Origin of the sequence: Vibrio chagasii, assembly GCF_024347355.1 — a bacterium.
Lineage (GTDB): Bacteria > Pseudomonadota > Gammaproteobacteria > Enterobacterales > Vibrionaceae > Vibrio > Vibrio chagasii.
The window spans coordinates 2,217,941-2,244,309 of record NZ_AP025465.1 but is presented as its reverse complement, the minus strand read 5'-3'; the positions used below and the strand labels follow the sequence as shown (position 1 = coordinate 2,244,309).

The window sequence follows — 26,369 nt, the reverse complement described above, 5'->3', positions numbered from 1 at the left end:
GGCTTTTTTACGTTTATTGATTAAGGAATCGTATATGAACAAGTGGTATTTGAGTTTTATTTGTCTATTCTCTGCACCGTATGCAACGGCTGCTCTTGACTTGGCTACCGGTATTTCACTCAATACTTTGAACGGCGAGGTTGTTGAAAATGTGGAAGATGCTGTACTTACCTCTGGTGAAAACCAACTCGTTTTAGATTACACAGGGTATTTGAGCGATAAAGGCAAACGCGAATTCATCAGTACGGTTCCTTACATTATGGTATTTACCGTTCCTGAAAATGGAGATGTTGATGTTGATCTTGTAAGCCGAAAGTACAAGAAAATCGCAAAAAATGTAGACCGGGAACTGCCTATTTTCAATATTTCTGTAAACGGTGATGATGTAAAAGTAGCGCAAGAAGTTCTACCGCCATCTCAAGGCGCATTGCCTTACAGCGATATTCCTCAGTTGGTTAAAGATTACAATCAAGAAAGAGGTTTAGTTTTCGACTCAGGAAAGATTCGCTCATTGAAAGAAGAATTAGCCGCGGTTCAAACTGGTGCTGTGGTTGGTGCGACTGTTGCTGCTGATAGCACGGTTCAAGAGTCTGAAAATACGCTTCAACTTAAGCTTTGGTATTCAAGAGCCAGTGAAGAAGAGCGTAAAGCATTTCAAAAATGGTTGATTGACCAAAAATAAGATCAAAAGTTTTTAGAGCGAGGTGTTCTTATGTAACAGACACCTCGCTTTTTCATTTCTATCTAGTCTTTTATTAAATCTCTTTCCATTCACCTGGCTGGAGTTGCCCTACGTTCATGTCACCCATTGAGTAACGGATTAAACGCAGGGTAGGGAAACCGATATTCGCTGTCATTCGCCTTACCTGACGGTTACGCCCTTCGATGATAGTAATCGCTAACCAGGTCGTTGGTATTGCAGCTCTGAATCTTACCGGTGGATTTCTGTCCCATATCTCTGGCTCTGCCATTAACTCAACTTTTGCAGGCAGCGTCATACCATCTTTTAGTTCGACGCCTTTTCTCAATTTATCTAAATCCTCCTCAGAAGGTGCGCCTTCAACCTGCACCCAGTAAGTCTTTGGTGATTTTGAGTTTGGTTGAGTTAACTTGGCTTGAAAGATACCGTCATTGGTTAAAACCATTAACCCTTCACTGTCACGATCAAGTCGTCCGGCAGCATAAACGTCTTTTACTGGAATAAAGTCGGCGAGCGTCTTTCTGCCTTCACCATCAGTGAACTGGCTTAAAGTATCGAATGGCTTGTTGAACAAAATGATTTTGCGATCTTCGAGTGCAATTTTAGGTTTTGTGTTTGCCGTTTTAGGTTTGTATCTGTGCTTACTTGAATGCGATTTCTTGTGTGAATTGCCAGTGTTATTTCTATCACTGTTCCGGCCCTGCTTGTTGCCGTTTTGTTTTAATTTGGCGCCAGAACGAGCTGGTTTGTCTGAACGAGAAGCGCTGCGTGAGCGAGTAGACATGTTAACTACCTTGCAAAAATGTAAACGAAGTGTGCTGAAAAGTTTTCACTAAAACGGAATTGAGCTATCATTTGCGCGCCTAAAAGACACAAAATAGAACAAGTTTATGGACTCTTGAGCCTGATTTGTTTAATTATACCAACGTGTTTTATTATAACAACGCGCTCACGGATTTGGTTCATGCTGTCATTAGATTGCATGAAAAATAAGATAGAGTACGACTATCGAGTAAGCAGTTTTCACTCTCAGAGTCGCTTACTGGTCAATTTATAACATCTCACTATTCATGTGAGCTTGTAAGAACTATAGGGAAATTTCATGCCTACTGAAAAACCAACTATCATCTATACCATTACAGATGAAGCTCCGGCACTAGCAACTTACTCTCTACTGCCAATCATTCAATCTTTTACAGCTTCTTCAGGTATTGACGTTGATACTCGCGACATTTCACTTGCAGGGCGCATTATTGCCAACTTCCCTGACTACTTGAACGAAGAACAACGTATTGGTGATGCACTAGCAGAACTAGGTGAATTGGCTAAGACACCAGAAGCGAACATCATCAAGCTTCCAAACATCTCTGCATCAGTACCTCAACTACAAGCAACAATCAAAGAGCTACAATCAAAAGGCTACGCACTTCCAAACTACCCAGAAGAAGCAAACACTGACGAAGAGAAAGCAGTAAAAGCGACTTACGATAAGATCAAGGGTAGTGCAGTAAACCCAGTATTGCGTGAAGGTAACTCAGACCGCCGTGCACCGCTTTCAGTTAAAAACTACGCGAAGAAAAACCCGCACTCAATGGGTGCTTGGTCAGCAGACTCTAAGTCGCATGTTGCAAGTATGGAAGATAAAGACTTCTTCGGTAGCGAAAAATCGACAACAATCAACGGTGCGACAGAAGTAAGCATTGAGTTTGTAGGTAAAGATGGCGCTAAGAAAACATTGAAGCCAGCATTTGCACTACAAGATAAAGAGATCATCGATGCTTCAGTGATGAACAAAGCAGCTCTAGTGGCATTCTTTCAAAAAGAAATCGCGTCAGCGAAAGAGCAAGGCGTACTGCTTTCTCTACACATGAAAGCAACCATGATGAAAGTCTCTGACCCTGTGATCTTTGGTCACGCGGTTAAGGTTTACTACAAAGACGTTTTCGCTAAGCACGGTCAGCTTTTTGAAGAGCTAGGTGTTGATGTGAACAACGGCATCGGTGATGTATACGCTAAGATCGCGTCACTGCCTCAAGATCAAAAAGCGGCAATTGAAGCTGACTTACAAGCGGTTTACGAAACTCAGCCACCACTTGCGATGGTTGATTCAGACCGTGGTATCACTAACCTGCACGTACCAAGTGACATCATTGTTGATGCATCTATGCCTGCAATGCTGCGTTCTTCTGGCCAAATGTGGGACCCGGAAGGTAAGCAAAAAGATACCAAAGCAATGATCCCAGATCGTAGCTACGCGAGCATCTACCAAGCAGTAATTGATTTCTGTAAAGAGAACGGCGCGTTCGACCCAACAACTATGGGTAGCGTACCAAACGTAGGTCTAATGGCTCAAAAAGCAGAAGAGTATGGTTCTCATGATAAGACATTCATTCTTGAAGCTGCTGGTCAGGTTCAAGTGGTTGATGCTTCAGGTTCTGTACTTCTAGAACAAGACGTAGAGGAAGGCGACATCTTCCGTATGTGTCAGGTTAAAGATGCACCAATCCAAGATTGGGTTAAGCTTGCTGTGACACGTGCTCGTGCTTCAGCTACTCCAGCAGTATTCTGGCTAGACGAATCTCGCGCACACGACGCAGAGCTTATTAAGAAAGTGAATGCTTACCTACCTGAGCATGATACAGATGGTCTAGAACTGAAGATTCTTTCTCCATTGGAAGCGACCAAGTTCTCTCTAGTTCGTATTAAAGAAGGTCTAGATACAATTTCGGTAACTGGTAACGTACTGCGTGATTACCTAACTGACCTGTTCCCAATCCTAGAGCTTGGCACATCGGCTAAAATGCTATCAATCGTTCCACTAATGAACGGTGGTGGTCTGTTTGAAACGGGTGCTGGCGGTTCTGCTCCTAAGCACGTTCAACAAGTAGAGAAAGAAAACCACTTGCGTTGGGATTCTCTTGGTGAATTCTTGGCATTAGCTGCATCTCTAGAGCACCTAAGCGTGGTTACTGGTAACGCTAAGGCTCAAGTTCTCGCTGATGCGCTTGATAAAGCGACCGGTGAATTCCTAGACAACAACAAGTCACCATCACGTCGAGTAGGTGAGCTTGATAACCGTGGTAGCCACTACTACCTAGCGGCGTACTGGGCTAAAGCACTTGCAGAGCAAACTGCTGATGCAGACCTTGCAGCTGAATTTGCAGCAGTGGCAAGCCAGTTAGCTGAAAGCGAAGAATCAATTGTCGCTGAGCTAAATAACGCACAAGGTGTTGCTGGTGACTTAGGTGGTTACTACCTATTTGATGATGCACTAGTTTCTGCACTGATGCGCCCAAGTGCTACATTAAACGCATTTATCGACGCTTAGAATGCAGCGTTTCTGTGAGTTCTTTCTAAAGCGCTTACAGATGACATAATAAAAGACGCTTTAATGTAATCGTTAAAGCGTCTTTTTTGTTTCTGCCTATTTCACTGTCAAACCCGGTATCAAACTGCCTATACGCAGAATATATGTCTCACCCAAGATCAAAAAAACCGCTCATTTAACCTACGTATAGGTATTAAAGGAGCGGTTTTCATAGTCTTTTAACGTTCTAATAGTGCTATTTAGGTCAACACGATATGGCAGCTTTGCCTATTTACTTGCACTGCCTTCTACAGGAACAACGGAGCTAGCGTGCGAGCCTTTAGGTCCACTTTCTACTTCATAGTCGACTTGCTGACCAGCCTTTAAGGTTCTGTAACCTTCCATTTGTATTGTGGAGTAGTGCGCAAAGATATCGCCTTCTTCACCTTCTGGACAAATAAAGCCAAACCCTTTGGCATTGTTAAACCATTTTACTGTACCTGTAGCCATGCTATACATCCCTCATGCATTTTGTTACTAACGTTGTTTATATCAAATCAATGTAAGTTCGATTGACATCATTCCCACCAACCAAAGTTGTTCAGTTGGCAGTTTGAATTTCAGACATTGCTTACGGAAATTAACGCTGCCCTGCGTAATTATTCCTTATTGTTAAATTTTCAAGCGTGTTATGAAACTGTATTAGAAAAACCTTTTAGCTCCAATGTAGCTAATGATTGAGCACAGTCAATAGTAAATTGGTATAAAAGTGATCAATTTTAATAACAAATCACACTTGAGATTTTCCACAAACTATTAACTAAATAGTAACTTAGAGCATTTCGTATCGTTATCGTCAATAGTTATGGCGTCTTTTTAATCAATCACATATGTTAATCCTGTGAATCGAGATCTTTTATTTGCAGCGATGGAAATGGTGGATTAGGCTCAGTATAGAGGAATATTTTTTGGTACTGTTTCTCGGTGCGGTTTCTTAGTACACCGTAAAGCGTGAATGTGGTAAATTTAAGTTACACAAACATTCACCACTTCCGAAAAATAACCCTTAGCAAAGCGATATGAGCAGAAACTTTGAATGGGCATCTCCAGGCTCAGATTTACTGGAGAAAGAAGCGACAAAAGTAAAGCCACCGGCAATGTATAACGTCGTACTGAATAACGATGACTACACGCCAATGGACTTTGTAATCGAGATCCTAGAGCGATTCTTCTCACTAGATATCGAAAAAGCAACGGAAGTGATGCTCAAGGTTCATTATGAAGGTAAAGCTATATGCGGCACATACAGTGCTGAAATAGCGGAAACAAAAGTAGCGCAAGTCACGATGTACTCAAAGGAAAATGAGCATCCGCTACTATGTACAATGGAGCAAGTATAAATTGCTCGAACAACACTGTTGTTCCCTTAGGAGGTACTTATGCTAAATAAAGAATTAGAGTCGAGTTTAAATGGCGCATTTGCTCGTGCGCGAGACAAGCGACATGAATTTATGACTGTCGAACACCTCCTACTAGCATTATTAGAAAATGATGCGGCCAAGGAAGCGCTCCAAGCTTGTCAGGCTGATCTCGATGCTCTTCGCAACGAGCTCGATATTTTTATTGATCAAACGACCCCACTTATCCCAGAAAGTGATGAAACTCGTGAGACCCAACCTACGTTGAGTTTCCAACGAGTACTTCAACGTGCTGTTTTTCATGTCCAATCTTCGGGTCGCAGTGAAGTAACAGGTGCTAATGTGCTTGTTGCTATTTTCAGTGAGCAAGAATCTCACGCAGCGTATCTCCTTAAGAAAAACGACATTAGCCGTTTAGATATCGTTAACTTCATCTCACACGGTATTACTAAAGCCAGTAATGAAGGCGATAGTGCTTCATCATCAGACTCATTTGGTGGTGCAGAGAATGCCGAAGAAGCTAATTCAGAAGACCGTTTAGAAAACTTTGCGACCAACTTAAATGAAGTTGCTAAGCAAGGTAACATTGATCCACTAATCGGCCGTGATAAAGAGCTTGAGCGAACTATTCAAGTCCTATGTCGTCGTCGTAAAAACAACCCTCTACTCGTTGGTGAAGCGGGTGTAGGTAAAACGGCTATTGCTGAAGGTCTTGCATGGCGTATCGTTGAAGGACAAGTGCCTGAAATTATTCAGAGTAGCGTAATTTACTCTCTAGATATTGGTTCACTGCTTGCAGGTACTAAGTATCGTGGTGATTTTGAGAAACGTTTTAAAGCGATTCTTAAGCAACTAGAGAAAGAAGAAGACGCAATTCTGTTCATCGATGAAATCCATACCATTATTGGTGCGGGCGCAGCATCGGGTGGTCAGGTAGATGCGGCTAACCTAATCAAGCCACTATTAAGCAGTGGTAAGTTGCGTTGTATCGGTTCTACGACCTACCAAGAATACAGCAGTATTTTTGAGAAGGAGCGCGCGCTATCTCGTCGTTTCCAAAAAATCGATATTGTTGAGCCTTCATTAGATGATACGACTAAGATTCTGATTGGCTTGAAGCCAAAATATGAAGCGCACCACGAAGTACGTTACACCAACAAGGCGTTACGTGCGGCTGTGGAGTTGTCTGCGAAATACATTAACGAACGTCACCTTCCTGATAAGGCGATCGATGTTATTGATGAAGCGGGTGCTCGTAGTCGGTTAGCTCCAGCAAGCCGTCGTAAGAAGACAGTTAGCGTAGCGGACATTGAGTCAATGGTTGCGAAAATGGCTCGTATTCCAGAGAAGTCAGTATCGTCTTCAGACAAAGATACGCTGCAAAAGCTGGACGACCGCATGAAAATGTTGGTGTTCGGACAAGACTCAGCTATCGACGTATTGAGCGAAGCGATCAAGCTAACGCGTGCAGGACTTGGTGCTGACAATAAACCTGTTGGTTCATTTCTATTTGCAGGCCCTACAGGTGTAGGTAAAACTGAGGTGACGGTTCAACTATCTAAGCTAATGGGTATTGAGCTACTGCGCTTTGATATGTCTGAGTACGGTGAGCGTCACTCAGTGAGTCGCTTAATTGGTGCTCCTCCTGGTTATGTTGGATACGATCAAGGCGGTCTGCTAACGGATGCGGTTATTAAAAATCCGCACTCGGTTGTACTGCTTGATGAGATCGAGAAAGCTCACCCTGATATCTTCAACCTATTACTTCAGGTGATGGATAACGGTACGCTAACGGATAACAACGGTCGTAAAGCGGATTTCCGTAACGTGATCCTTGTGATGACGACTAACGCGGGTGTGGCTGAGACAGAGAAGAAATCGATCGGCCTGATCCAACAAGATCACGCACCAGATGCGATGGGCGAAATTAAGAAAGTCTTTACTCCTGAGTTCCGTAACCGTCTTGATAACATCATTTGGTTCAATAGTCTTGACCCAAGTGTGATTAGCCAAGTTGTCGACAAGTTCATTGTTGAGCTTCAGGTTCAGCTGGATGCTCGTGGCGTATCTCTAGAGGTTTCTGAAGATGCTCGTCACTGGTTAGCAGACAAAGGCTATGACAAGACAATGGGCGCTCGTCCAATGGGGCGTGTGATTCAAGAGAAGCTTAAGAAGCCTCTTGCGAATGAACTGTTGTTCGGTAGCTTAGTTGATGGTGGTACGGTTAAAGTAACACTTAAAAAAGACGAACTTCATTTTGTCTATGTTGGTGCTAAAGAAGAAGTGATGCACTAACAAAGAGGCAGATAGCTCTATAGCATAGGCATAAAACGCATGACTTAGGTTGTGCGTTTTTTTTATGTTTTGAAGATACGAGATACGAGATACGAGATACGAGATACGAAGAAAAGGGGTTAAGACAAAGTGGCAAACGGTAGGCAATAAAAAACGGAGCATTAAGCTCCGTTTCTTATCGTATTCGATAATTAAAAATTAACGAGCACGGAAGACGATGCGGCCTTTAGAAAGGTCGTATGGAGTCATCTCAACAGTTACTTTATCACCAGTAAGAATACGGATGTAGTTCTTACGCATTTTACCAGAGATGTGTGCTGTCACTACGTGACCGTTTTCAAGCTCAACACGGAACATTGTGTTTGGTAGAGTATCAAGGACAGTGCCTTGCATCTCGATTACGTCTTCTTTAGCCATCTAATCCTCTTTCGAAACTTGGCGGTTTTCAACGGCTTGATTGTGCCGTCAAAATCAAAATATGTAAAGTTGTGGCGTATTCTACCCTTGCCACCGCTGATTTACTAGCCTTTGATGACGTTGAAATCGTACTTTATAGTTCATAGCAGGGCATTCATCGATTTGATAACCCAAATATAGCCACTGTTTGTGTTCTTTCTGAGCATGTTGGATTTGGAACAAAACGCCGAGAGTGCCCATGGATATATCGATATCTGGATCGAAAAAGGTATAAAACGCACTGGTACAGTGAGACATCACATCGGTAACAGCTATGCCAACGAGGTCGGTCTCGTTGTAAATATGCATGAACTTAGTGGTTAACCACTCATTTTGAGAAAATTGCAGAAACTCTTCTTTTTTAGGTGGGTACATCGTGCCTGAACGATGACGCGTGGTGATATAACGGCTATATAAATCAAACCAGTTTTCATCCATTTTATCTTTGAGCTCCCAACGAAAGGACTTCGCCTTGTTGAGAATTCTTCGCTGACTTTTGGAAAACTTTACGTCGGGGATTGAAAGGCGAATCGCCTGACATGCTGAACAATTATCGCAATGTGGCTTATAGATAGTAGCGCCGCTGCGACGAAAACCATTCGCAAGCAGAACTTCATAATTTTCTGAGGTGTGCATGTGCTCATCAAGCGTGACTGCAACTCTCTCTTCAAGGTGTGGGAGATAGCTGCACGCGTGATTGTCTGTCAATCCAATTCTGATTTGTTGTAAATCTGGATTCATTAAGGCATATCCTCTAGCCATTGGTTTTCAAAGCATGCATCGTTAACAGGCTTATCTTTTAGTAATTGCAGAGAGCTGAGAAACTCTTCTCTTTCTACTTCTAATGCACCCAAAGACTCCAAGTGAGGGTTCATGACTTGGCAATCAATGAGCTTCCCTCCAGACTGAGCAAAGTGGTGACAAAAATACCATAATGCGATTTTCGAGGCATTGGTCTTTAAGCTAAACATCGATTCACCGCAAAAGACTTGTCCTCTTTGTAAGCCATACAGCCCACCGACTAGCTCGTCACCTTGCCATACTTCTACCGAGTGACAGAAGCCTAACGAAGCTAGCTCTCGGTAGGCGGCCTGCATGTCGCTGTTTAGCCAGGTCTCTTCTTCCGGTCTTAACGATGAGCAATAACCGATAACTCTATCCGTCGCTTGGTTGATGCTGATACGGTAATTATGTTTTCTTTGAAACTTTTTAAGACTTTTTGATGGTTTGAATGTCTTAGGATTAAATACCGCTCGTGGTGCTGGGCTCCACCAAAGTATAGGCTCACCTGGGCCATACCATGGAAATATACCGTGACTATAAGCATTTAAGATTCGCATTGGCGATAGATCTCCCCCAAAAGCAAGAAGGCCATTTGGCTCATCCAGTGCGTCGAAGGGAGATGGAAACTCTATACTAGTAGTATCGAGTTCAGTTAGGTATATAGTCATAAGTACCGCGTAACAGATTAATCACTGACCATGAGGTCATTAGGAGTTCTACCATGAAGAAGTTGCTTTGGATTTTACTTGTTTTGCCCATGTTGGCAAATGCAGCTTATAACCGAAATCAAGCTCGACCGGTGAATGAGTTTGTTTATGGTGAGATTGATACCGTGAGATATATTACTCAACAAGAGATAGTGGAATCGAAAGCGAACGGCTGGGAGACACTATTAGGTGCTGCGATTGGTGGTTTAATTGGTAACCAATTTGGTGGTGGTACAGGTAAAGAAGTAGCAACGGCTGTCGGTGCTGTTGCTGGGGCTGGAATCGCTCGTAACCGAGGTAATAGCCAATATCGCGTGGAGTATAAATTGGTTGAACTGCTGGTTAAAACCAAAGATGACAAGCTCGTCAATATCATCCAAGACGTCGATAGCACGATGTTGTTTAACCGAGGTGACGACGTGAGAATCCTCTATTTTTCAGATGGTGTTCGCGTTGATCTCGTGTACTAGTATAAAAATACGATCGGTTGGCTAATTAATCACCTTTTTGAAGGGGATTAGCTCTGGAGTTCATTGGAAAAGTTCGTTAGTCTGCAAGTACGAAGAATTATTCATCACCCGCAAATAAATACTCGCCAGTGACTTCGGGTGGTACAAGGACTAAAAGATTTAATGGAAAGCCTTACGTTACAACCAATTCAAAAAGTGAGTGGGGAAGTTAACCTACCTGGCTCAAAAAGTGTTTCTAACCGTGCGCTTCTTTTGGCTGCGCTTTCAACTGGAACGACTCGCCTAACTAACTTATTAGACAGTGATGACATTCGCCACATGTTGAATGCTCTGACCCAGTTAGGCGTTGATTATCAGCTATCAGCGGACAAAACCGTATGTGAAGTGACGGGCGTTGGTGGTGCATTTTCAAGTGACAAAGCACTCGAACTTTTCTTAGGTAACGCAGGTACTGCGATGCGTCCGCTTGCGGCTGCGCTTTGTTTAGGTCGTGGTGAATACGTCCTAACTGGTGAACCGCGCATGAAAGAGCGCCCGATTGGCCACCTAGTGACCGCTCTACGAGAAGCTGGCGCTGACGTTGAATATTTAGAAAATGAAAACTACCCACCGTTAAAAATCACAGGCACGGGTCTGAAAAGCGGTACGGTTTCGATCGACGGTTCTATTTCTAGCCAATTTTTGACTGCATTTTTGATGGCAGCACCGTTAGCAGAAGGTGAAGTGACCATCAAAATTGAGGGTGAATTGGTTTCTAAACCATACATCGATATCACGCTACACATTATGAAACAATTTGGTGTGGACGTGATCAACAACGATTACCAAGAGTTTGTCATTCCAACGGGGCAATCATACAAAGCACCAGGTGATTTCCTTGTCGAGGGCGATGCATCTTCCGCGTCTTACTTCCTAGCAGCAGCTGCGATTAAAGGTGGTGAAATTAAGGTAACGGGGATTGGTAAAAACAGTATCCAAGGTGATATCCAATTTGCTGATGCACTTGAACAAATGGGTGCTGAAATTGAATGGGGTGATGACTACGTTATCTCTCGTTGTGGTGAGCTGAAGGGCATTGATATGGACTACAACCACATTCCTGATGCAGCGATGACGATTGCGACCACTGCACTGTTTGCAAAAGGCACAACAGCGATTCGTAACGTCTACAACTGGCGTGTGAAAGAGACCGATCGTCTTGCGGCCATGGCAACCGAACTACGTAAAGTGGGTGCTGAGGTAGAAGAGGGTGAAGACTACATCATCGTTAATCCAGTGGCTGAATTGAAACATGCGGCGATTGATACTTACGATGATCACCGTATGGCAATGTGTTTTTCGTTGGTCGCGCTAAGTGATACGCCGGTAACGATTAATGATCCGGGTTGTACATCAAAGACATTCCCTGACTACTTCGACAAGCTGAAGATGCTGAGTCAATAAGAACGCTAAGTTGATAAAACTCAGGAAGTAAAAAAGCTTGCCTAAATGGCAAGCTTTTTAATTACTGCTGAAGCGTAAATTCTTTTGAAAGATGGTGCGCTAAGTATTTAAACATGTTAAATACTGCGGTTGTATTCTCTGTCGGCATCCCATTGCTGTCTAGGAAGTATTCGCCTTTGAAGACGAGTACATCGTCTTTCTCTACTACGCTGTTTGCGCGCATGCCTTCAATGTAGTCATCATGTGATTGGATAATTTGGTTTGCGATAAGCAGTAAATCAAATTCTGCTATTACTTTCTTTGTCATGAGTTTATCTCTGATAACTGAATATAACGTTGAGTTTATGATGTCGAACTAGAAATTCAATGATTTCACAACCGATTAAGAGAGTCTTTTCGAATATCCACAATTTATTTTGTGATTTATGGCAAAAATAATGGAATGGGGCTCGCGTTCGATTCATGGACAAGCTTAGTATGAGCCCGTTTAGAGTTAATGCCTGATGAATAGGCCCTTGCTAGTATTCTTTTCGAGTACTTTATAGCTTCTTTATATTGTGACCCTTTTATCTGTGAGTCGACGAATTGTCGAGCGATCAGATCCAATTTTGAAAAAAGCGGTTGATCTTCTAGTAATCTCGCACAATAGTAAAAAAAGAAGCAATGAATTTAGAATATCATGCGTAAAAGCCCACAAGTTAAATTGTTGGTGCTAAAGCATCGTGATTAAGGACGTTAGAGTCAATATGGGTAAATCGCTCGTTATAGTGGAGTCGCCGGCCAAGGCTAAAACTATCAATAAATACCTTGGCAAAGACTTTGTCGTTAAGTCGAGTGTAGGTCACGTACGTGATTTACCAACGGCAGGTCAAAGTACTGGTAAAAAGGCTGCTGCAGTTTCAACAAAGGGTATGAGCCCAGAAGAAAAAGCTCGTATCAAGAAAGAAAAAGATCGCAAAGCTCTTATCAAAAAGATGGGTATTAACCCGTATAAAGAGTGGGAAGCAAATTACCAAGTATTACCGGGTAAAGAAAAAGTTGTTGCTGAACTGCAAAAACTGGCTGAGAACGCAGACCATGTTTATCTCGCAACCGATTTGGACCGCGAAGGAGAAGCTATCGCATGGCACCTTCGTGAGATCATCGGTGGCGATGAAACGCGATACAAGCGAGTGGTGTTTAACGAAATCACCAAGAACGCAATTCAACAAGCTTTTGAAACTCCAGGTGAGCTAAACATCGATGGCGTAAACGCACAGCAAGCACGACGTTTTATGGACCGTGTTGTTGGCTTTATGGTGTCACCTCTGCTTTGGAAGAAAGTAGCACGAGGCCTATCCGCTGGCCGTGTTCAATCAGTGGCTGTAAAGCTTCTTGTTGAGCGTGAGCGCGAGATCAACGCCTTTATTCCAGAAGAGTTCTGGGATGTGCATGCTGATACAAAAACAGCAGAAAAAACAGATTTTAGACTTCAAGTCGCACAAAAAGACGGTGTTGCGTTTAAACCTGAAAATGAAGCGCAAACGCAAGCTGCATTGAGTGTTCTTGAGAAAGCACAATACGAAGTATGTAAGCGTGAAGACCGCCCAACGAAGAGTAAGCCGTCTGCACCGTACATTACTTCAACGCTTCAACAGGCTGCGAGTACTCGTCTTGGTTATGGCGTAAAGAAAACCATGATGTTGGCGCAACGCCTATATGAAGCGGGCTACATTACTTATATGCGTACTGACTCAACCAACTTGAGTTCAGAAGCGGTAGAAGCAGCTCGTGAATACATCGGTTCTGAGTTTGGTGCAGAGTACCTGCCACCTAAAGCGCTTGTATACGGTAGCAAAGAGGGCGCTCAAGAGGCTCACGAAGCGATTCGTCCTTCAAGCGTTGATGTTAAGTCAGAAGACTTAAATGGCGTAGACGCAGACGCACACAAGCTTTACTCGCTGATCTGGAATCAATTCGTAGCGTGTCAAATGACCCCTGCGCAGTACGACTCAACAACAGTAAGCGTTAAAGCTGAAGAGTACACGCTAAAAGCGAAAGGTCGTATCCTTAAATTCGACGGCTGGACTCGTGTTCAACGTCCGATGGGTAAAAACGAAGATACGATCCTGCCTGCAGTACAAATTGGCGATAAGTTGGATCTCATTGCATTGGATCCTAAGCAACACTTTACTAAGCCACCGGCTCGTTTCACTGAAGCGGCGCTTGTTAAAGAACTTGAGAAACGTGGTATCGGTCGTCCTTCAACATACGCGTCGATCATCTCTACCATTCAAGATCGTGGTTACGTGAAAGTTGAGCAGCGTCGTTTCTATGCTGAGAAGATGGGTGAAATTGTTACTGACCGTCTAGACGGCAGCTTCAATGACCTAATGAACTACGACTTTACGGCTCGTATGGAGCAGAAGTTAGACCAAATCGCTGAAGGCGAAGCAAGCTGGAAAGGCGTGCTAGATAATTTCTTCAAAGATTTTACCGGTGATTTGGAAAAAGCGGACCTCGACGAAGATGCAGGCGGCATGAAGCCAAATCACATCGTTGAAACCGATATTGAGTGTCCAACTTGTGGCCGTAATATGGGTATTCGTACTGCTTCGACAGGCGTATTCCTAGGCTGTTCTGGTTATGCACTTCCACCAAAAGAGCGTTGTAAGACAACGATTAACCTTGGTGATGAAGAAGGTATTATCAACGTTCTTGAAGAAGATGTTGAAACCGCAGCCCTTCGTGCTAAAAAGCGTTGCCCGATCTGTGAAACGGCAATGGACGCTTATCTGATTGATGACAAGCGTAAGATGCATGTATGTGGTAACAACCCGAACTGTGAAGGTTACGTTGTTGAACACGGCGAATTCAAAGTAAAAGGCTATGATGGCCCGCTTGTTGAGTGTGACAAGTGTGGTTCAGATATGGTTCTGAAGAATGGTCGTTTCGGTAAGTACATGGATTGTACGAGTGAAGATTGTAAGAACACTCGTAAGATTTTGAAAAACGGCGAAGTTGCGCCACCAAAAGAAGACCCAGTACATTTCCCTGAACTTCCATGTGAAAATTCAGACGCGTACTTTGTGCTTCGTGATGGTGCTTCTGGTCTATTCATGGCAGCAAGTAACTTCCCTAAATCACGTGAAACTCGTGCTCCTTTAGTGGAAGAATTAGTTCGCTTTAAAGACCGTATTTCACCGAAGTTCCAATACCTAACGACAGCTCCAGTGGCTGATCCAGACGGTAAGCCGACAGTGGTTCGTTTTAGTCGTAAGACAAAAGAGAACTACGTTCGTACAGAAGTGGATGGTAAGCCTTCTGGTTGGACCGCCTTGTACATTGACGGTAAATGGGAAGTAACGGATAAACGTAAAAAGCCCAAAGAAAAGTAACTGAACGTTATTGATATAAAAAGCAGCCAATAGGCTGCTTTTTTTCGACTCATATATGACTAATTATGCAACTGATTGAAATTAAGTCTTAGTTGTAATCTTTTATTAAATTCATAGCGTAAAATAAATCAAGAGATTAGTCACACGATCTTATGTAACTGTAACGAATGTGTAACTTAATTAGAATATTGTAACTCATAGATCAGTGTTTAGTTGTATACCTGATGTGTGTTGGGTGTTAATGTAATGTTTCGCTCAAACAGTGTAATGTGAGCTGCTTTAAGTCTTAGGAAAGCAATCAGCTTACATAGCACAGAATGGCGTATTAAAAATTGAAATCGGCTGGAAAGTCGATAACGTATATAAAACCAAGTGCAAACAATAGTGCACGAAAAACAACGTTTGGCTTAGGATACTGTCACTGTATGTGAATGGATATTCGCTAAGTACCGAAATCATTGTCAGTGCTCATCCCCCAGAGGAAGATACCTCTACGAGTACTGACATCGACAAGCTATAAATATATGGAGAATAAAATGGCTGGTGTATTGGGAATGATTCTTGCTGGTGGTGAAGGCTCTCGCTTAAGACCTTTAACTGAATCGCGCAGCAAACCCTCGGTTCCTTTCGGTGGTAGTTACCGCTTAATTGATTTCGCTTTAAATAACTTCGTTAACGCGGATCTAATGAAGATCTATGTATTAACGCAGTTCAAGTCACAGTCACTGTTCCACCATATGAAAAAAGGTTGGAATATCAGTGGTATAACAGATCGTTTTATCGACCCAATCCCTGCTCAAATGCGTACGGGTAAGCGTTGGTATGAAGGCACGGCAGATGCGATCTACCAAAACCTTCGCTTTATGCAGTTAGAAGAACCAGATCAAGTTTGTATCTTTGGTTCTGACCACATCTACAAAATGGATATTAAGCAAATGCTTGATTTCCACAAAGAGAAGAAAGCAGCACTAACGGTTTCAGCTCTACGTATGCCTTTGGCTGAAGCATCAGAGTTCGGTGTTATCGAAGTTGATGCGGAAGGGCGTATGATTGGCTTTGAGGAGAAGCCTGCAAACCCTAAACCAATTCCAGGTGACCCTGACTCCGCATTGGTTTCTATGGGTAACTACGTATTTGAAGCAAATGAGCTTTTTGCAGAGCTCGTTGAAGATGCAGATCGTGAAGGTTCTTCACATGACTTTGGTAAAGACATTATCCCTAACATGTTCCCACGTGGTGATGTGTTTGTGTATGACTTCAGCACCAACCGCATTACTGGCGAGAAAGAAGAAGTTTACTGGCGTGATGTAGGTACGATTGACGCGTACTGGCAAGCGCACATGGATCTTCTTGAGAAAGATGCACCATTCTCACTATACAACCGCAAGTGGCCACTGCACACTTACTATCCACCATTACCACCTGCGACGTTTACAGACTCGGCTAATGGTCGTGTTCAAATCATCGATAGCTTAGTGTGTAACGGTAGTTATGTTCGTGGTTCTCGTATCGAGAAGTGTGTACTTGGCTTCCGTAGCAATATTGCATCAGCGTGTGACATCAGTGAGAGTATCTTATTGGGCGACGTAAAAGTGGGCGAGGGCTGTGTACTTCGTCGTGTTATCGTCGATAAAGATGCAGACATCGCACCGGGCACACAGATTGGTGTAAACCTGAAAGAAGACAAAAAGCATTACCACGTCTCTGACGATGGTGTAGTAGTAATCCCTAAAGGAGCACGAGTTGGTTACTAAGACTCTCTCGGTACTTTTTGTAGCGTCTGAAGTAGAAGGCTTGATTAAGAGCGGTGGCTTGGCTGATGTAGCCAAGGCACTGCCTAAAGCGTTACAAACACTCGAACAGGACGTTCGAGTGACCATCCCCGCTTATCGCAACATCCCAAATATTGATTCTGCAGAAGTTGTTCTATCGACAGAGCTCGATCATTGGCCGCATACGGCTTATCAAGTTAAGAAGTTAAGTGTTGAAGGCGTACAAGTGTTTGGTATTGAATGTGCTAAATACTTCGACCGTCCAGAAATGTACGCTGAAAATAATCAGGCTTATGCTGATAATGGTGAGCGTTTTTCGTTCTTCAGCGCAGCATGTTTGGATATGCTTCCTAAGCTTGGTTTCCAACCTGATATTATTCATGCGAACGATTGGCATACTGGCTTTGTTCCTTTCTTGCTTAAATCTCGCTACCAACAGCATGAATTCTTTGAGAACACGCGCAGTGTCATTTCAATCCACAACGCGGTGTTCAAAGGCGTATTCTCATACGATGAGCTGCAATGTCTTCCTGAAATGCACAGTCGTAATGTTCCTGAAGTTGCGGTCAGTGATACGCACGTGACTATGCTTAAAGCCGGTGTACTATGCGCAGATAAAGTGAACGCAGTAAGCCCAACGTACGCGGAAGAGCTAAAAACAGAGCTTGGTAGTCATGGCATGGCGGCTGAGTTTCAACGTAGAGCTTCAGACTTAGTCGGAATCCTAAATGGTTGTGACTACGGTGCTTGGAATCCAGAAACGGATGCATTTCTTCCTCGTAAATACAAAGCGACCAAACACAGCATGGCGCGTGGAAAATCAGCGTGTAAACAGAAGCTTCAACAAGAAGTCGGCTTACCGGTCATCGATTGCGCAGTGTATGGGATGGTTTGTCGCTTAACGAACCAGAAAGGCGTTCACTACTTGTTGCCTATCATTGAACAATTCTTGAAGAATGATCTTCAGATTGTGATTGTAGGTACGGGTGACCCTGTTTTAGCGAGCCAACTTAAAGAGCTATCAGCGCTGCATTCAGACAAATTCTCTTTTGTAGAGGCATACAACAATGAATTAGCGCATCTAGTTGAAGCGGGTTCTGACTTTTTCTTGATGCCTTCTGAGTTTGAACCTTGTGGTTTAAACCAGATCTACAGTATGGCTTATGGCACCTTACCGATCGTTCGCTCTGTCGGTGGTCTAAAAGACAGTGTGAATGATTATGACGAGGATCCTGAAGTGGCGACCGGCTTTGCTTTTGAAGAGCCGACTCCGCAGGCTTTGTTGGCCGTTTTACACCGTTCGTTGCTGCTTTACGCACAAAACCCATCTGAAATTAAGCGTGTTCAGCTTTATGCGATGCAACAAGACTTTAGTTGGGAAGATGCTGCGAAAGAGTATTTAACGATGTATCACTCGGCATTTTAACGCTCTGTTTTAGCTGATGCACAGCAATTGTCTTTAATGAAAGAGGCGCTCTAATAATAGGGCGCCTTTTGCTATCTGGTCTGAGTACATCACGTTTAGAAAGACAAAGCTTGCAAACTCATTTAAGTCAGGTAGAAAAGGAAGTGAAGCATTCACAGCGCTAATGATAGGTTTGACACTATTATCACCTAATCTTCTTAATTGCGTGATATCCTTAGCCATCGCCTTGTGATGAGGCTTAGCTCCATTTTAATAATTAAAGCGATAGGTATGTCTGAAAGTTTATTATTTCATAAAACATTTACTCACCCTACTAGCGATGAGTGGGTGGTATTTGTGCATGGTGCCGGAGGTAGCTCCTCTATTTGGTTCAAGCAGATCAAGGCGTATAAACAGCATTTCAACCTGCTCCTCATTGACCTGAGAGGGCATGGTAAATCAGACAACATACTTAAAGAGCTGATATCAAACCGTTATACATTCAAAGCTGTCACGCTCGATATTCTTAAAGTATTAGACCACCTTAAAATCCGCTCCGCACACTTCGTTGGTATGTCGTTAGGAACCATTATTGTCCGTAATGTTGCGGAGTTAGCGGCAGGGCGCGTGCGTTCAATGGTATTAGGTGGTGCGGTAACTAAACTCAACACCCGCTCGCAAGTATTGGTTAAGCTAGGAAATCTAAGCAAACATATCATTCCTTACATGTGGCTTTATAGCCTTTTTGCTTACATAGTGATGCCACAAAAAAGCCAAAAAGAGTCTCGTCACCTGTTTATTCGTGAAGCCAAAAAGCTGTGTCAAAAAGAGTTTAAGCGTTGGTTTATATTGACGGCTGATGTGAACCCCTTAATGAAATATTTCAAAGATAGGGAGTTACCGATACCAACCCTTTATCTGATGGGAGAGCGTGACTACATGTTCATCAAGCCCGTTAAAGAAATGGTTGAGGCGCACGAGTCGAGTGAACTGGTCGAAATTGCTAACTGTGGTCATGTGTGTAACGTTGAAAACCCTGAAGAATTTAACCAGCACTCTATCGAGTTTATCCAAAAGCAAATCCAGTGATTTCTAAGTCGGTCATTTGAACTCATAATAGAATTGAAATAAAAACGGGAAGCTATTTGTAGCTTCCCGCTTTTGTTTTGAGGATAAATCAAATGAAGCGGCTAAGACCTCATTAAGCTCGTCTACTCAGGAGAGTTAGCTCCGCATTGCCAACAAGAACCAAATTGTGCCTCGTTCACTTCATGACATTCACTGCAGCGCCACTCTTCATAGATGATAGAATCTTGCTGTTTTTGGTAGTCATTGACAATAGCACGCGCCTTAGTGGCCATTTCTGGCTCATATAGCCATACGTATGGGTCAGTTTCTTCTGTGAACGGGATTTCCCCTTTCAAACCAAACAAACCCTCACCACGGACTTCACAGGCAATATTCTCACTTTCTAGGAGTCCGCAGATGATATGTGCCTCTGTCGGATTTGATGCACTGAAGATTTTCATTGATATAGAACCTTATCCGGCCACAATTATTATTCCGCAACCGGTGCTGAACGAAACTTGCTCATCAACCATTTAGCGATAATTGGGAACACCCCTAATAATGCAAATGACAATAGTACAGAAGGTGAAACGATGCCTGAAAGCGAATCAATTTCTGCGAGTTGGGTACCAGCATTCAAGAAGACTGCAGTACCAGGCAACATGCCGATTTGGCTTGTTACATAGTAGCGAGTCACCGACATGGGTGTTAAGCCCATCAACAGGTTGATAAGGAAAAACGGAAACACTGGGATAAGTCGCAAAGAAAACAAGTAAAATGCGCCGTCTTTTTCAACGCCTTTATTAATCGTAGTGAGTTTGTCGCCAAACTTAGTTTGAATCCAGTCTCGCAGTAGGTAACGACTACTCAAAAAGGCAAGAGTTGCGCCTATTGCACTGGCGAAAGATACTAATAACAAACTATTCCAGAAGCCAAACAGCGCAGCACCAAGTAGTGTAACAACGGCTGCTCCCGGGATGGAGAAGGCGGTGATCAATACATATGCGATAAAGTACGTCGCCGCGGCGGCAATAAAGTTACTTTCAATGTAGTCGTTTAGCACCGCTTGCTGTGCTTTGGCGTTTTCGAGCGTGAGGTATTGGCCAAAATTAATGCCTAATAAAAAGATCGTTACGACCAATACAATACCTAATATCATTTTCTTACTCATTGATACTTCCTCAAATTTTCAATGCAGACCATTAGTATAGATAGACAGGCAAAGCATAGATTAACTTTCACTAGATATAAAAAAAGCCGCAGAAATGCGGCTTAGTTGTATAAAAAGGTGTACTGAAAATGTTAATTGACGCGACTGATAAGCTCTTCACGACGTTGCTGCGGGATAACCGACCAATGGGTGCCATTGATCGCCCCCTCTAGTGCCCAAAGCAGTTCAATACTGACGGAGGACGCATGAGATTCCTTGATGGCATTAAATGCGTTTACAGAGCCAGATTCATATAAACGTTCTACGGAATCAATTCCAGCTTTCTTCAACATGCGCTCGGTGGTGAGTCGAAGATTCGGGAGGTCTTTGAGTCGAGTTGGCTTAGCAGCGGACTGTTCAGCTTTCTCTTCTTTTGCAAAACCCAGAGACGTAGTTGCAAGCTGTAAGATTTTCTCTTGGTCTTGCCACAGGCCTTCTGGTAAAGCGAAGTATTTAGTTACGACAGGGAAACCACGTTTTTTGTAGACGTACGGTTGAAACCCTTGTTGCTCGAACTGTTTTGTTGTGCCTTTGTCTGCTCGTATGTGCAACTGGTCATTAACAACCAGAGCAAACATAGTGTCATCAGCAAAAAGACCGAATCCACCAAACATTGAGCGTGACTTTATTTTTCCTAGGGGCTCAAATAACTTCATTGAGTCCTTTAGTATCGGTTTATCCATGTTATTTATCTCGGTGTATTTGAACTACGCCACCAAATAAGCAGGTCCGAGAGATTAGCAAAATGTTGCAATTACATTGTCAATAAGCCGTAAATTACTAAATTATTAGTAGTTACTGCATTTTGCCATCGGTAACCCCGCTACCATACCAACGAGTGGTTTAGGCCGGAAGCTTTGCGTCTCACCTTTTCAAGTGATTTGCCCTGTGCGTGACTGATTGAATAGAATAAAGTTTTTGTTGAATGAGGCTCACACTTGTTATTTCAAAGTGTGATGTTGCTTCAATTAATGATCTTTATCATATGAAACTAGGTTTATTTTAGTTGCTGATAAAAAAAACGCACCCAAAGGTGCGCTTGATGAAAATAAACTCAATTTATCAGTTAATTTAACGTTTTAACTGTACTACGTTCAACAATTTCTGGGTGCATTTCGAAGACGCGTTTTTCATGGTCTTTGTCTTTAATACGCTCAAGCAGAATTTCGAAGGCGTTCTTACCGACACGGCGCTTCGGTTGGTGAACGGTAGTCAATGGTGGAGAGAAGTACTCAGCCAGTTCGATGTTATCGTAGCCAATGATAGAGATATCTTCAGGGATACAGATGCCTTTCTGCTGTAGGCGGCTCATCAAGCCTAGTGCCATGGTATCGTTGAAACAGAATACAGCTGTCGGGCGATCTTCCATCTCAACAATTTTGTCAGCGGCTAGAACGGCAGTATCACACTCAAAGTTACCTTCGATGATCATGTCGTCATTTGCAGTAATGTTAGCTTCTTCCAAAGCGCGCTTGTAACCAGCGATACGCTCCACACACGCCGCTTTGTCTAAGTGGCCACTTAAACAAGCAATCTTTGAGTGACCGCGGTCGATTAGGTATTTAGTCGCTAGGTAGCCACCTTCTTCAGAGTTATCGATGATCTTATCTGCTTGAGAACTCTCCGGGCCCCAGTCCATGACTACTTTAGGGATGTCAGCGTGACGGTCTAACATCTCTCTCAGTTCTTCAGTTAGGTCTGAACACATAACCAAGATGCCATCTACACGTTTCTCTGCAAGCATTCGAATGTAGTCACGTTGCTTCTCATAGATACCACCCGTGTTACACAGGATCAAAGTGTAACCTTGACGGTAGCAGTAGCTCTCAACACCATCGATAACTTCTGAGAAGAATAGGTTGGTTGATTGAGTCACTAGCATGCCGATGGTTCGTGTTGAATTACACTTCAAACTACGAGCAACAGCACTTGGTGCATAGTTTAATTCGTCTACCGCTTTATTTACTTTTTCTTGAGTCGCTTCTGCAACAAAGCGTGTTTTGTTGATTACGTGAGAAACGGTTGTGGTTGATACGCCTGCTAAGCGAGCGACATCTTTTATAGTGGCCATGGTTTTATCCTATTAGAAGCTACTTTCCCCAAAGTACGGAGTGAAGTAGCCGTTAAGCTACCTAACTAAGAGCTTAAATTTGTAGGGCTCTTTGGGTACTAAAGTGTTAAAAAACAAAAAACCGCTAGTGAGCGGCTTGTTTTAACACCGAAATGCTCTGAACTTAATAAGCATAGCATTTCGTGAATGTTTCATATTTTATCGTTTGCGGTCACAATTCTAGACTGACTAGAAAATACTCGCAATACAATTCACCCAGAAATCCGGGTGAATTGTCACATTCTACGGAATTTATTTACCTAGTCATCAGTTAAGCTTATTCACCAGCTAAATATTGAGCATCTAATTGACAGAAAGCCATTAGCAGAGAAGATACAGCAGCGTAGAAACCGAATTCATCAACATCGTGACACTTAACGTTGAATTTCGGGATCCAAGTTAATAGCTGTTGCTCGATAAATTGTTGCTGAACTTCGAACGATTTTTCTAGTACTTCTTCTGATTCTGTTTCATTAGAACGAATGATTAGGTTACCTAAGAAGTCGAGTTCGATAGCGATGTGGTCTGCTGGTTCTTTTAGATCTTGGTTAACCACTAGGTTGTGCTTAGCCATGATCTCTTCCATCTCTTTCGCTGGTATATCGTTTAATAGGCCAGTTTCACCGATGTACATTGAAGCATAAGGAAGGGCGCCATGCTTATCTGTCTTTAGGAAAAGGTCGCAAAAGTCAGCAGACAGTTCTAGTTGTGCATCTTCGCGAGTTTGTAGGCGGTTCAGGGCATCAACTAACTTATCAATAGCAGGCTTTAGAGTTTCATTTTCGCCTAAACCAGTTAAGAAAGAACGAATTTCAACAGAGTGGTAGTGGTCAAGTTCGTCTTGAGTGAGCTCTTTGGCGAATAAGCTTGATAACCACCAGTAAATTTCTGCTCTTTGCTCATTGAACGCTTTCGTATCTTTCATTACGTAAATCCTGATTTAGTCTTGTGGTGTTTTTTACACACCAAGGCTGATGACGAGGTTATTTGCGAAATGCAAAGTTACTCGTTAGTAGTAATGCCTATATTGAATTGTGCCAGACGACAAATAGCAAGGTTTAAGATTGTCTTGTATCAAAAAAAATCCATGTTTCTGGCATTTATCTACAGTACCACTAGAATTGTTACTAGTTATGAATAGAATAGTCACCGAAACTATTAAATAAGAAAAGTGGTGTAGATGAGCTATCACGTATTAGTCGTAGAAGATGATGTGGTGACCCGTAGTAAACTGGTTGGTTATTTCCAGAACGAAGGGTACAGAGTAAGCGAAGCCGAAAGCGGCGCTCAAATGAGAAACGTGTTAGACGAAAACAACGTTGACCTCATTATGCTGGACATCAACTTACCAGGCGAAGATGGATTGATGCTAACTCGCGAATTACGCAGTCAATCAGACATTGGAATTATTTTAGTTACTGGACGCACGGATAGCATCGACAAAATTGTTGGCCTTGAAATGGGCGCTGACGATTACGTTACTAAACCCTTCGAACTTCGCGAGTTACTGGTTCGAGTTAAAAACCTACTTTGGCGTATTTCTGCCGCTCGTAAAACAGCAGCAGGTGCGGTTGAAGAATCTGAAGATGAATCAGTGGTTCGTTTTGGTGAGTGGACATTTGATATCCCTCGTCGTGCGTTAAGCAAAAACGGCGAGCCGGTAAAATTGACGAAAGCGGAATACGAACTATTGGTTGCACTGTCTTCTTACCCTAATCAGGTATTAAGCCGCGAACGTATTCTTAATATGATTAGCCACCGTGTTGATGCGCCGAATGACCGTACTATTGATGTACTGATTCGTCGTATGCGCGCAAAAATGGAGTTCGATCCGAAGAACCCACAAATTTTTGTGACGGTTCACGGCGAAGGTTACATGTTTGCTGGTGACTAAGTCTTGCGGGACATGTTAGTCCGCTAGAATAGTAAATATTAAAAAGCCGAGACATCATCAGTGATGTCTCGGCTTTTTTATGACTCAGTCTTTTATGTAGACTGCTTATTGAGGCTGAGCTGCCGAAACGACATTCTCATCTTCAGCTAGGCTCGAAGCTTCAGGCACGACGATTGGCTCTTCTACAATATCACTGCTGGTGTCTAGCCAGTCACGTAGGCTTTGCCAAACTAATCCTAGCGTCTCGTGCCAATATCGTTCAGTCTGTTCGAGATAAAGAGCCTTGGGCGTGTATTTTTCCCATGGTTCTACGATACCTTCTTGAGCAAGATAGTTAGTTGGCGCTGGCAAGGGTTTCATGCCTGCTGCATTAAATTCGTTGAGAGCACGTGTCATATGGCTTGCTGAAGTTACCAACACCATTCTTTTATTCTTAACGAACGCAGCGGCTTGGCGGGCTTCTTCCCAAGTGTCTTTGGCTGTTTCCAGCAGAATGATATCAGGCTTTGCAACACCGAGTGCCAGGGCTACCTTAGCCATCATTCTTGCGTTGCTGACCTCTGTGCCAGCGCCGTAGCCAGACAGAATCAGTTTAGCGCCCGGGTAGAGGCGTAAAATGCGAATACCTTCACTCAAACGCATCAAGCCTGTGCGACTCAGTTCAGATGTTGGTGGGATCTGGTCATCAACGACGTGGCCGCTACCAAGAACCATCACGTAATCGACGGTCTCGTCGACAGGTAAAAATGCAGTGTGCTGCCTTTCCATTGGCATTAATAGTTGACTAGAAACTGGCTGGAAAGCGATTAGGAAAATACCACAGAGGGCTGAGAGGGTAATTAAGCAACCAGTCTTTCTTTTAGTAGTAAACATCACTAGGGCTAAGCCCAGAAATGCGAGAATTAACATTGCTGGTAGTGGCATCAGTAATGAAGACACTACTTTTTTCAGCTCAAACATATCCGAATAGTCCGAAAAAACATCACTTAGTAGTAAAAAGAGACATCGCCTCTTTATTCCTGAAATTCCTGTGACAGAATAGCAGGCACGATAGGACATAATAACTCAAGTAGCCGTGACTGAAGACCGTAATTTCGACGATATTGCCCACAAATTTGCAAAAAATATTTACGGCTCTGACAAAGGAGAGATCCGTCAGATCATCGTATGGGAAGATTTAGAACAAGCTTTGAGCAAGTTTGAAGATTCTGCTTCTCCATTGCATGTGCTTGATGCTGGGGGCGGATTGGCACAGATGTCGCAAAAAATTGCGGCACTGGGTCATAAGGTTTCTCTATGTGATCTTTCTTCTGAGATGCTGAAGCTGGCTCGAGAAGGGATCACCGAAGCAGGGCTGTTAGAGCAATATCAGTTTATCCATTCTCCGGTACAAAAAGTGGCAGAGCATCTCGACGATAAAGTCGATTTTGTGATATTTCACGCCGTTATGGAGTGGCTAGCAGACCCAAAAGAAGCACTGGATTTGCTACTTGAACAAGTGAAACCGGGTGGTATTGCCTCGATAATGTTTTACAACCACCACGGATTAGTCCTGAAAAATGTGATTTGTGGCAACATTCCTCATGTATTGAATGGGATGCCACATCGAAAACGGTTTAAGCTGCAACCACAAAAAGGCTTGAAGCCAGAAGAGGTTTATCAATGGATAGAAGACGCTGGTCTAGAAATCTGTGGTAAATCAGGCATTCGCTCCTTCAGTGACTACATAGGTAATATGGAGTACATGGGCGATTACCAATTTGAAGATGTATTGGAACTAGAAAAACAGCTATGTCGCCAAGAGCCATATCTGTCACTAGGCCGTTATATTCACGTTTGGGCTCAAAAACCTGCGCAATAACAGTGATGAATGTGGTAAAAGAAACCACAATATGCGCTATGCAATCGTAAGAAGCCCGCGTTATAAAGAAATAGGCGTCATATCTACTGTGTT

The 26,369-nt window shown here is 43.1% G+C and carries 24 protein-coding genes and 1 riboswitch; of the genes, 12 read left to right on the top strand and 12 right to left on the bottom strand.

The window, feature by feature from the left end; genetic code table 11:
- The first annotated feature begins 34 nt into the window (after positions 1–34).
- Positions 35–682 carry a DUF2057 family protein gene (locus OCV52_RS10235; RefSeq protein WP_137407699.1) on the top strand — a complete coding sequence of 216 codons (648 nt, stop codon included), beginning with the start codon at positions 35–37 and terminating at the stop codon, positions 680–682.
- A gap of 73 nt (positions 683–755) precedes the next feature.
- On the opposite strand, the gene OCV52_RS10230 is transcribed toward OCV52_RS10235, so the two are convergent.
- Positions 756–1,484, bottom strand: a complete 729-nt coding sequence (locus tag OCV52_RS10230; protein ID WP_137407700.1) for a pseudouridine synthase — start codon at positions 1,482–1,484, stop codon at positions 756–758.
- A gap of 318 nt (positions 1,485–1,802) precedes the next feature.
- Between OCV52_RS10230 and OCV52_RS10225 the strand changes: the two genes are divergently transcribed.
- Positions 1,803–4,028: an NADP-dependent isocitrate dehydrogenase gene (locus tag OCV52_RS10225; protein WP_137407701.1), complete on the top strand. Its 2,226-nt coding sequence runs from the start codon at positions 1,803–1,805 to the stop codon at positions 4,026–4,028.
- 267 nt (positions 4,029–4,295) lie between these two features.
- On the opposite strand, the gene cspD is transcribed toward OCV52_RS10225, so the two are convergent.
- Positions 4,296–4,517: a cold shock domain-containing protein CspD gene (cspD, locus tag OCV52_RS10220; RefSeq protein ID WP_004737429.1), complete on the bottom strand. Its 222-nt coding sequence runs from the start codon at positions 4,515–4,517 to the stop codon at positions 4,296–4,298.
- Positions 4,518–5,086: 569 nt separating this feature from the next.
- Here cspD and clpS point away from each other — a divergent pair.
- Both clpS and clpA read left to right on the top strand, forming a co-directional pair.
- On the top strand, positions 5,087–5,407 hold the full coding sequence (clpS, locus tag OCV52_RS10215; RefSeq protein ID WP_004737430.1) for an ATP-dependent Clp protease adapter ClpS: 321 nt from the start codon (positions 5,087–5,089) through the stop codon (positions 5,405–5,407).
- A gap of 39 nt (positions 5,408–5,446) precedes the next feature.
- Complete coding sequence (gene clpA / locus OCV52_RS10210) at positions 5,447–7,720, top strand: ATP-dependent Clp protease ATP-binding subunit ClpA (RefSeq protein ID WP_137407702.1); 2,274 nt, start codon at positions 5,447–5,449, stop codon at positions 7,718–7,720.
- A gap of 198 nt (positions 7,721–7,918) precedes the next feature.
- Here the strand turns inward: clpA and infA are convergent, their stop codons facing one another.
- The 3 genes from infA to aat all read right to left on the bottom strand — a co-directional run bounded on the left by infA (position 7,919) and on the right by aat (position 9,627).
- Positions 7,919–8,137 carry a translation initiation factor IF-1 gene (gene infA, locus OCV52_RS10205; RefSeq protein ID WP_001040192.1) on the bottom strand — a complete coding sequence of 73 codons (219 nt, stop codon included), beginning with the start codon at positions 8,135–8,137 and terminating at the stop codon, positions 7,919–7,921.
- Positions 8,138–8,218: 81 nt separating this feature from the next.
- A complete protein-coding gene (locus tag OCV52_RS10200) occupies positions 8,219–8,917 on the bottom strand; it encodes an arginyltransferase (protein WP_137407703.1) in 699 nt (232 codons plus the stop codon).
- Entirely contained in the window at positions 8,917–9,627 is a 711-nt protein-coding gene (aat, locus tag OCV52_RS10195; RefSeq protein ID WP_032554002.1) for a leucyl/phenylalanyl-tRNA--protein transferase, read from the bottom strand. Before aat ends, OCV52_RS10200 begins: the two co-directional genes overlap by 1 nt.
- Positions 9,628–9,680: 53 nt before the next feature.
- Here aat and OCV52_RS10190 point away from each other — a divergent pair, with 53 nt between their 5' ends.
- Both OCV52_RS10190 and aroA read left to right on the top strand, forming a co-directional pair.
- Positions 9,681–10,136 carry an outer membrane lipoprotein gene (locus OCV52_RS10190; protein WP_137407704.1) on the top strand — a complete coding sequence of 152 codons (456 nt, stop codon included), beginning with the start codon at positions 9,681–9,683 and terminating at the stop codon, positions 10,134–10,136.
- A gap of 162 nt (positions 10,137–10,298) precedes the next feature.
- Positions 10,299–11,579 carry a 3-phosphoshikimate 1-carboxyvinyltransferase gene (gene aroA / locus OCV52_RS10185; protein ID WP_137407705.1) on the top strand — a complete coding sequence of 427 codons (1,281 nt, stop codon included), beginning with the start codon at positions 10,299–10,301 and terminating at the stop codon, positions 11,577–11,579.
- A 61-nt stretch (positions 11,580–11,640) separates the two neighbouring features.
- On the opposite strand, the gene OCV52_RS10180 is transcribed toward aroA, so the two are convergent.
- Positions 11,641–11,886 carry a YciN family protein gene (locus OCV52_RS10180; RefSeq protein WP_004737436.1) on the bottom strand — a complete coding sequence of 82 codons (246 nt, stop codon included), beginning with the start codon at positions 11,884–11,886 and terminating at the stop codon, positions 11,641–11,643.
- Positions 11,887–12,325: 439 nt separating this feature from the next.
- Here OCV52_RS10180 and topA point away from each other — a divergent pair, with 439 nt between their 5' ends.
- From topA to OCV52_RS10160, 4 genes are all read left to right on the top strand, one after another.
- Positions 12,326–14,956, top strand: a complete 2,631-nt coding sequence (gene topA / locus OCV52_RS10175) for a type I DNA topoisomerase (RefSeq protein ID WP_004737437.1) — start codon at positions 12,326–12,328, stop codon at positions 14,954–14,956.
- 536 nt (positions 14,957–15,492) lie between these two features.
- A complete protein-coding gene (gene glgC / locus OCV52_RS10170) occupies positions 15,493–16,710 on the top strand; it encodes a glucose-1-phosphate adenylyltransferase (protein ID WP_008220093.1) in 1,218 nt (405 codons plus the stop codon).
- Positions 16,700–18,154, top strand: a complete 1,455-nt coding sequence (gene glgA, locus OCV52_RS10165; protein WP_137407706.1) for a glycogen synthase GlgA — start codon at positions 16,700–16,702, stop codon at positions 18,152–18,154. The genes glgC and glgA overlap by 11 nt, the downstream gene beginning before the upstream one ends.
- Before the next feature lie 270 nt (positions 18,155–18,424).
- Complete coding sequence (locus OCV52_RS10160; RefSeq protein ID WP_008220088.1) at positions 18,425–19,222, top strand: alpha/beta fold hydrolase; 798 nt, start codon at positions 18,425–18,427, stop codon at positions 19,220–19,222.
- 122 nt (positions 19,223–19,344) lie between these two features.
- Here the strand turns inward: OCV52_RS10160 and OCV52_RS10155 are convergent, their stop codons facing one another.
- The 5 genes from OCV52_RS10155 to torD form a co-directional block, all read right to left on the bottom strand.
- Entirely contained in the window at positions 19,345–19,662 is a 318-nt protein-coding gene (locus tag OCV52_RS10155; RefSeq protein WP_061034220.1) for a putative signal transducing protein, read from the bottom strand.
- 29 nt (positions 19,663–19,691) lie between these two features.
- On the bottom strand, positions 19,692–20,372 hold the full coding sequence (locus OCV52_RS10150; protein ID WP_137407707.1) for a TVP38/TMEM64 family protein: 681 nt from the start codon (positions 20,370–20,372) through the stop codon (positions 19,692–19,694).
- Between the two features lie 131 nt (positions 20,373–20,503).
- Positions 20,504–21,094: a TfoX/Sxy family DNA transformation protein gene (locus OCV52_RS10145; protein WP_137407708.1), complete on the bottom strand. Its 591-nt coding sequence runs from the start codon at positions 21,092–21,094 to the stop codon at positions 20,504–20,506.
- A 127-nt stretch (positions 21,095–21,221) separates the two neighbouring features.
- A riboswitch (cyclic di-GMP riboswitch) is annotated at positions 21,222–21,307 on the bottom strand.
- A gap of 170 nt (positions 21,308–21,477) precedes the next feature.
- Positions 21,478–22,482 (bottom strand): HTH-type transcriptional repressor PurR, encoded by a 1,005-nt coding sequence (purR, locus tag OCV52_RS10140; protein ID WP_137407709.1) that lies wholly within the window; start codon positions 22,480–22,482, stop codon positions 21,478–21,480.
- Positions 22,483–22,798: 316 nt separating this feature from the next.
- Positions 22,799–23,446 (bottom strand): molecular chaperone TorD, encoded by a 648-nt coding sequence (gene torD, locus OCV52_RS10135; protein WP_137407710.1) that lies wholly within the window; start codon positions 23,444–23,446, stop codon positions 22,799–22,801.
- A 255-nt stretch (positions 23,447–23,701) separates the two neighbouring features.
- Here torD and torR point away from each other — a divergent pair, with 255 nt between their 5' ends.
- Entirely contained in the window at positions 23,702–24,415 is a 714-nt protein-coding gene (gene torR / locus OCV52_RS10130; RefSeq protein ID WP_137407711.1) for a two-component system response regulator TorR, read from the top strand.
- Positions 24,416–24,520: 105 nt separating this feature from the next.
- Here the strand turns inward: torR and elyC are convergent, their stop codons facing one another.
- Positions 24,521–25,375 carry an envelope biogenesis factor ElyC gene (elyC, locus tag OCV52_RS10125; protein ID WP_137407712.1) on the bottom strand — a complete coding sequence of 285 codons (855 nt, stop codon included), beginning with the start codon at positions 25,373–25,375 and terminating at the stop codon, positions 24,521–24,523.
- Positions 25,376–25,490: 115 nt separating this feature from the next.
- Between elyC and cmoM the strand changes: the two genes are divergently transcribed.
- Positions 25,491–26,276, top strand: coding sequence for a tRNA uridine 5-oxyacetic acid(34) methyltransferase CmoM (gene cmoM, locus OCV52_RS10120; RefSeq protein ID WP_137407713.1), 786 nt, complete (start codon positions 25,491–25,493; stop codon positions 26,274–26,276).
- Positions 26,277–26,369: the final 93 nt, after the last annotated feature.

What these genes read in the sequence shown, in the direction of transcription:
- torR (WP_137407711.1), top strand. Translation starts at nt 23,702, where the DNA reads ATGAGCTATCACGTATTAGTCGTAGAAGATGATGTGGTGACCCGTAGT.
- topA (WP_004737437.1), top strand. Translation starts at nt 12,326, where the DNA reads ATGGGTAAATCGCTCGTTATAGTGGAGTCGCCGGCCAAGGCTAAAACT.
- OCV52_RS10230 (WP_137407700.1), bottom strand. Translation starts at nt 1,484, where the DNA reads ATGTCTACTCGCTCACGCAGCGCTTCTCGTTCAGACAAACCAGCTCGT.
- OCV52_RS10235 (WP_137407699.1), top strand. Translation starts at nt 35, where the DNA reads ATGAACAAGTGGTATTTGAGTTTTATTTGTCTATTCTCTGCACCGTAT.
- torD (WP_137407710.1), bottom strand. Translation starts at nt 23,446, where the DNA reads ATGAAAGATACGAAAGCGTTCAATGAGCAAAGAGCAGAAATTTACTGG.
- OCV52_RS10200 (WP_137407703.1), bottom strand. Translation starts at nt 8,917, where the DNA reads ATGAATCCAGATTTACAACAAATCAGAATTGGATTGACAGACAATCAC.
- OCV52_RS10155 (WP_061034220.1), bottom strand. Translation starts at nt 19,662, where the DNA reads ATGAAAATCTTCAGTGCATCAAATCCGACAGAGGCACATATCATCTGC.
- OCV52_RS10225 (WP_137407701.1), top strand. Translation starts at nt 1,803, where the DNA reads ATGCCTACTGAAAAACCAACTATCATCTATACCATTACAGATGAAGCT.
- aat (WP_032554002.1), bottom strand. Translation starts at nt 9,627, where the DNA reads ATGACTATATACCTAACTGAACTCGATACTACTAGTATAGAGTTTCCA.
- cspD (WP_004737429.1), bottom strand. Translation starts at nt 4,517, where the DNA reads ATGGCTACAGGTACAGTAAAATGGTTTAACAATGCCAAAGGGTTTGGC.
- infA (WP_001040192.1), bottom strand. Translation starts at nt 8,137, where the DNA reads ATGGCTAAAGAAGACGTAATCGAGATGCAAGGCACTGTCCTTGATACT.
- OCV52_RS10160 (WP_008220088.1), top strand. Translation starts at nt 18,425, where the DNA reads ATGTCTGAAAGTTTATTATTTCATAAAACATTTACTCACCCTACTAGC.
- clpA (WP_137407702.1), top strand. Translation starts at nt 5,447, where the DNA reads ATGCTAAATAAAGAATTAGAGTCGAGTTTAAATGGCGCATTTGCTCGT.
- OCV52_RS10190 (WP_137407704.1), top strand. Translation starts at nt 9,681, where the DNA reads ATGAAGAAGTTGCTTTGGATTTTACTTGTTTTGCCCATGTTGGCAAAT.
- elyC (WP_137407712.1), bottom strand. Translation starts at nt 25,375, where the DNA reads ATGTTTGAGCTGAAAAAAGTAGTGTCTTCATTACTGATGCCACTACCA.
- glgC (WP_008220093.1), top strand. Translation starts at nt 15,493, where the DNA reads ATGGCTGGTGTATTGGGAATGATTCTTGCTGGTGGTGAAGGCTCTCGC.
- OCV52_RS10180 (WP_004737436.1), bottom strand. Translation starts at nt 11,886, where the DNA reads ATGACAAAGAAAGTAATAGCAGAATTTGATTTACTGCTTATCGCAAAC.
- purR (WP_137407709.1), bottom strand. Translation starts at nt 22,482, where the DNA reads ATGGCCACTATAAAAGATGTCGCTCGCTTAGCAGGCGTATCAACCACA.
- OCV52_RS10145 (WP_137407708.1), bottom strand. Translation starts at nt 21,094, where the DNA reads ATGGATAAACCGATACTAAAGGACTCAATGAAGTTATTTGAGCCCCTA.
- clpS (WP_004737430.1), top strand. Translation starts at nt 5,087, where the DNA reads ATGAGCAGAAACTTTGAATGGGCATCTCCAGGCTCAGATTTACTGGAG.
- OCV52_RS10150 (WP_137407707.1), bottom strand. Translation starts at nt 20,372, where the DNA reads ATGAGTAAGAAAATGATATTAGGTATTGTATTGGTCGTAACGATCTTT.
- aroA (WP_137407705.1), top strand. Translation starts at nt 10,299, where the DNA reads ATGGAAAGCCTTACGTTACAACCAATTCAAAAAGTGAGTGGGGAAGTT.